Origin of the sequence: Nostoc cf. edaphicum LEGE 07299, from assembly GCF_015207245.1 — a bacterium.
GTDB lineage: Bacteria > Cyanobacteriota > Cyanobacteriia > Cyanobacteriales > Nostocaceae > Nostoc > Nostoc edaphicum_B.
Genome location: NZ_JADEXF010000267.1, coordinates 1 through 5,896 on the forward strand (window position 1 = coordinate 1; position 5,896 = coordinate 5,896).

Here is a 5,896-nt window from a genome sequence, read left to right on the forward strand (position 1 = left end):
TTGCTATGCTCTTCAATCGTCTATCGGGTTCTGAAATTGATTTAAAGCAAATCCTCGATCGAATTAGGATGCTGGCGGATCAAATTCATCAGTCACTTGAAGTGAGTGAAATTTTCAAGATTATTGTCAGCGAAGTTAGAACAACATTAGAAAGCGATCGCGCCATTATCTATCGTTTTTTGCCGGATGGAGATGGAGTCATCGCAGAAGAGTCTGTAAGTAATGGATGGAAACCGATTCTAGGGCAATTAATTTACGATCCTTGCTTCAATGCAACATGGGTAGAGCGATATCGAGATGGAAGCGTTGGTGTTATTGAAGACACTCATACTACAACCCTTGACCCTTGTCACAAAAAACTCTTAACAGACTTGCAGATTCGAGCTAATTTAGTAGTACCAATTTTAGTCAATAATCAAGAAATTGATGGAGTTTCTAGTACATATCCTCATTTATGGGGCTTAGTAATTGCTCACCAGTGTAGTGGCTCACGTCATTGGAGTTCTTTAGAAATTGAGTATTTCCAACTGATAGCCGCAGAGCTAGGAATTGCTCTTGGGGAAGCAGAACGCCACCAGCAAAGGGCTACATCTTGCCAAAAACTAACACTGCAACTCAATCAAAACCTGAAAAATTTGACAGTTCAGCCAAAGTTGAAGTTGAGGTCAATCAAAAGAACTCTGTATCAAAATTTTAGAAAATTTATTATAACAAGAACAGCATTGCCAAAAAATATATCAGTTGCAGAATTGACTGCATTTGACCGATTACAAACTCCAGTTTGGATTTATGATATTCAAAACTTGCAGATGTGGTGGGCGAATCAATCCGCTCTGCATATTTGGAATGCTCAAAGTCGAGAAGAATTGCTCAATCGCAACTTCAGTGATATTTCCCAGTTTACTCACACTCGAATGCAAAACTATTTGCAAGAATTTCAGCAAGGGAAAACCATCACTGAAAACTGGACATTTTACCCAGAAGGAAAACCTGTTTCTCTGCGCTGCATCTTTTCTGGAATTAAAATTGAAGAAGGGCGAATGGCGATGTTGGTTGAAGGATCAACAGAAATTATCAATCAGATCGATCGAGAAACACTCAGATCGATTGAAGCCCTACGTCACACCACAGCGATCGTCTCCCTTTACACGATGGATGGTGTACCTTTGATGCAAAACCCGGCAGCCTTCCGCTGTTATCGGGATACCCTGTACCCTAAATCGTCAGCTGAGAATATTTTCCTGAGTCACTTTGTTGACAAGAGTATTGGACAACAAGCTATCAAAGCGATTAATTTCGGTGAGGTGTTCAGCATAGAGGCTCAGGTGTTCACCACTGAAGGGATTCAATGGCATGGGATGGATATACGATCTACGCGAGATCCAGTAACGGGTAACTCCATCATCCTCGTCAACGAAAAGAATATTACCAAGCAACAAGCTGCACTACAAGAACACCAACGTACAGAATCAGAATTGCGTTGGCGGGAAGCTTTGCTGCGTTCTATGACTGAAACTTCTTTGCTAGGATTTTTTGTTGTTGACAATCGTACCGATGAAATCCTCTATTTAAATCACCATTTCTGTAAAATTTGGGGCATCGAACATCTAGAAGACCAAATGCGTTTGGGTGCTTTAAAAAATAATCAGATTATTCCTGATTGTATATCTTCAGTTGTCGATGTATCGGCATTTGTCGAATCTTATAAACCGTTGCAGTCTGAAGAAAATCGCTGCACGATTGAGGATGAGATTTTATTTGTCGATGGGCGGACTATTCGCCGCTTTTCCAGTCAAATTCGGGATATTCAGGATCGATACTTTGGGCGGTTATACATTTTTGAAGACATCACCTCACGTAAACAAATCGAAGCCGCACTCAAAACCAGTGAAGAAAGATGGCAGTATGCCTTGGAAGGAAATGGCGACGGAGTTTGGGATTTGAATGCTGAAACTAACGAAGTCTTTTTTTCCCGACGATGGAAAGAAATGTTAGGGTTTACAGAGCATGAAATTGGAACTACCCTCAGTGAATGGGAACAACGCGTTCACTCCGATGATAAGGCGAGGGTTTACGAGGAGATTAGCAAGCATTTGTCCGGTGAAACCCAACAATATGTCAGTGAATATCGGATTAAGTGCAAGGATGGAACCTACAAGTGGATTCTAGATCGGGGTCAAGTTTCGAGTCGCGCCAAGAATGGTTTTCCCCTACGAATGCTAGGAACTCATACTGATATTACTGAACGCAAGCGTATGGAAGAAGCGCTGCGAGAAAGCGAACAACGCTATCGTTCCGTAATTACAGCGATGGCAGAAGGTATTGTCCTACAGCAAGCTGATGGACGCATTATCACCTGTAATGACAGTGCCGAAAGAATTTTAGGGTTAAGAGCTGATCAAATGATGGGGCGAACTTCCATCGCTTTGCTATGGCGAGCTATTCATGAAGATGGTACTTCTTTTCCAGGTGAAACTCACCCCGCAATTGTCACCTTACGCACCGGACAACCCCAATTTAACGTGATTATGGGAGTTCATAAACCTGATGGCAGTTTGACTTGGATTTCAATCAATTCTCAGCCATTGTTTGAATCCGATGAATCAAAACCATCTGCGGTGGTGACATCATTTACAGATATCACAGACCGCAAACAGGCGCAAATTGCCCTGCAACAGCAAACAGAACGGGAACGCATGGTCTATGCGATCGCTCAACATATCCGTAGGTCTTTAGACTTGAATGAAATCTTAAACACAACTGTTGCTGAAGTTCGACATTTTTTGCAAACCGATCGCGTCATCATCTATCGCTTTAATCGTGATTGGAGTGGTGTGATTGTCACGGAGTCTATAGCAACAGGTTGGCAATCGATTTTGAATATGGAAATTACAGACAGTTATTTTGTAAAAATACAGGGAAAGTCTTATCAAGAAAGTACGCTCAGAGTTACTCCAGACATCTACACCGCTGGATTTGCCCCTTGTCATGTAGAGTTATTGGAAAAGTTGCAAGTCAGAGCCAAGCTAGTTGTACCAATTTTACAAGGCGATCGCCTTTGGGGTCTTTTGGTTGCTCATCATTGCAGCGCCCCGCGTCAGTGGCAACCTTGGGCAAGCGAACTGCTTCAGCAATTGGCAACGCAGGTAGCGATCGCTATTCAGCAATCAGAACTTTATCAACAATTGCAGCGTGCCAACCAGCAGCTTGAAAATATGGTAATGGTGGATGAATTAACTCAAATCGCCAATCGCCGATGTTTTGATATTAAGCTTAATTCTGTCTGGCAATACCTTTTACGAGAACAAGGTTTTGTTTCACTACTTTTATGCGATATTGATTATTTTAAACAATATAACGATACTTATGGTCATGCGACCGGAGATGATTGTTTGCGCTTTATTGCCCAAGCTTTCAAACAAAGTGTCAAACGTTCTAGAGATTTAGCTGCTCGTTATGGTGGAGAAGAGTTTGCTGTCATCTTGCCTAACACTACTAGTGATGGGGCTTTTCACGTTGCCCAAGAAATTCATAAAGCTATAGAACAGCTAAATATTCCCCATGCGGCATCGCCTGTGAGGCACCACGTCACCTTGAGTATCGGAATTGCCACAGTGATTCCGACATCTAATATGGTTCCTTTGGATTTGATTGAGGCAGCAGATCAAGCCCTTTATCAAGCCAAAGCAAACGGGCGTAATCGTTCTTGTATAAATAGACTCTCTAAGAGGGTGTTTATAAATAAAAAATAAAGAGCAGCCTAGTTATTCCCCATCACAGGTATTTTAAAAAAGACAGTCATAGTATTTGAATCGGTTGGAATGGCTCGAAAAGCTTATCCAACAGACGTTTCTGATGTCGAATGGGATTTGATAAAATCAATGATTCCGGTTATCGTCAGCGAAAGCGTAGAAAAAAGCGTGAAGTAGATATGGGGGAGGTAGTAAATGCGATCTTTTATATATTACGTGCAGGTTGCTCGTGGCGAATGATGCCTGATGATTTACCTGCTTGTCTTACGGTATATTCATATTTCCGACGCTGGGAGCGTAAAGGGGTATGGCAAAAAATTTACACAGTATTGCGATCGCTTCCAGCGGGCTCCACTACTTAATATTTATTTTATAAACACCCTCTTAGAGAGTGAGACAATACTTCTCGGTTAGGCATTTTTAATGGGAAAAGGTTACTGGGTTTGGGTTAAAGGTTTTTCTTTTCCTTTTGCCCCTTAACCGAGAAATACTGGAGAGTGAGCGATGCCTGCGGTTCTTGCCACCCTATGCTAATCAAGCAATTGTTAATATTTTCTAAAGTTTTTTAACTGCTTTCATTTCTTTATTAGTTCTTTATTTTATGTTTATAAATTAAAGCTATTGGTAGTGAAGCCAAGAGCAAACTACTCCTTTGTGTTTAACTTTTTTAATAAAACAACAATACTATGACAAACTGCCCTTGCTGTTCCAACCAAATGCTTCGTCACATTCGTTTACAAAAAACCTACTGGTTCTGCCGTCACTGCTGGCAAGAGATGCCTAACCTGAGTTTAGATAAAAGTACTTTAAATTTGACTAGAAACAATACATCATTAGTCAGAGAACCAATTTCAGCCAACCACAAACTTTTGAAAATGAATATCAGAACAGAACTTTGTGCCTGAGTGAATCAGGAAGCAAAAACGAGACTAGCTACGCTTATGCTTTTAGAGGTTGTTTGAAAAATCTAATTTATCATGACCTGGGCAATTGGAAATCGCGGCTACACAGGCAAAACCCTTGTTTTGGATTAGTCTACGGAGGTGGACGAGAGTTTGTGTATTACCGAATTCTATTCGCTCGATACTTTTCAAACATCCTCTTAAATAGCTAGGAGTATCGTCTGAATACTGAGTAATAGGTTAAAAGATAATATCTCTATATTTTCAGAAGATTTCAACTGAGTTAAGTACACAATCTAAGTATCAAAACTAGGTATAAAAACTTTTAAAAAATCGATGGATTTACTGATTACTCTAATTTAGAAAAAGAGTCATAAAGCCACTTTAACAAGTATCTTTGCTCGCTAACGCAGACTGGATTATAATCCAATACAGTTGTAGGTTGGGTTAAGCAAAGCGGAACCCAACAAAGCCCAGTAAATGTTTGGTTTCGTTCCTCAAACGCCACTTGCTTTAAGTCGAGAAACCGCAAGGGCGAAATAGCTACCCAACTTATACAGTTTAATATTTTTGGCGCTAACTGAACTGTATTGGATTTTAATCACTCTAAATCATGCGAATATTAAATTACTCTTAAACCGTGTAATCAAGTACTCTTGCATCTTACTTAAGCCTGATATCTTCTTGGGAACAGTTTTGTTGTTGTCAGGTAGATTGATGAGTCGAATTAATGGATTTGTCGGACGACGTAATTTCTTGAAATTTGCCAGTGTCGTAGGTATTGCAGCTATTACTTTTGGCGATAGCTTTTGGAATACAGAGCAAACTGCTGTTGCTGATATTCACCCAGTTAACCCTAATTTAATCAGTCCAAATGAAGCCATCAGACGCTTGCTTGATGGTAATCAAAGATTTATCCATCAAAAACGTCAATATCCCGATCAATCACTAGAACACCTACGATTAGTTGCTAAAGCTCAGTATCCCTTTGCCGCCATATTGGGCTGTGCAGATTCTAGAGTACCTGCGGAAATTGTCTTCGATCAAGGAATTGGAGATTTATTTGTCGTGCGAGTTGCGGGTAATGTTGTCAGTGACACGATTATAGGTAGTCTGGAATACTCTACAGCAGTATTGGGTTCGCAGTTGATTATGGTTTTGGGTCATAGAAGATGCGGTGCAGTAGCAGAAGCAATCAAAAACGAACCACTTCCTGGCAGAATTGGTTTGATTATTGAGGGC

Annotated in this window: 3 protein-coding genes; all 3 read left to right on the forward strand. The window is 40.6% G+C overall.

Annotated features, from left to right (window positions below; all coding sequences use genetic code 11):
- A partial coding sequence (locus IQ229_RS10045; RefSeq protein WP_194043323.1) for a diguanylate cyclase domain-containing protein occupies positions 1-3,752 on the forward strand: 3,752 nt, incomplete at its 5' end.
- 110 nt (positions 3,753-3,862) lie between these two features.
- On the forward strand, positions 3,863-4,114 hold the full coding sequence (locus tag IQ229_RS10050; protein ID WP_194043325.1) for a transposase: 252 nt from the start codon (positions 3,863-3,865) through the stop codon (positions 4,112-4,114).
- A gap of 1,257 nt (positions 4,115-5,371) precedes the next feature.
- Positions 5,372-5,896, forward strand: a 525-nt coding sequence (locus tag IQ229_RS10055; RefSeq protein ID WP_194043327.1) for a carbonic anhydrase, incomplete at its 3' end; no start/stop codon positions are given.

Excerpts from the sequence above, each read along its gene's own strand:
- IQ229_RS10050 (WP_194043325.1), top strand. The coding sequence starts at position 3,863 with ATGGGATTTGATAAAATCAATGATTCCGGTTATCGTCAGCGAAAGCGT.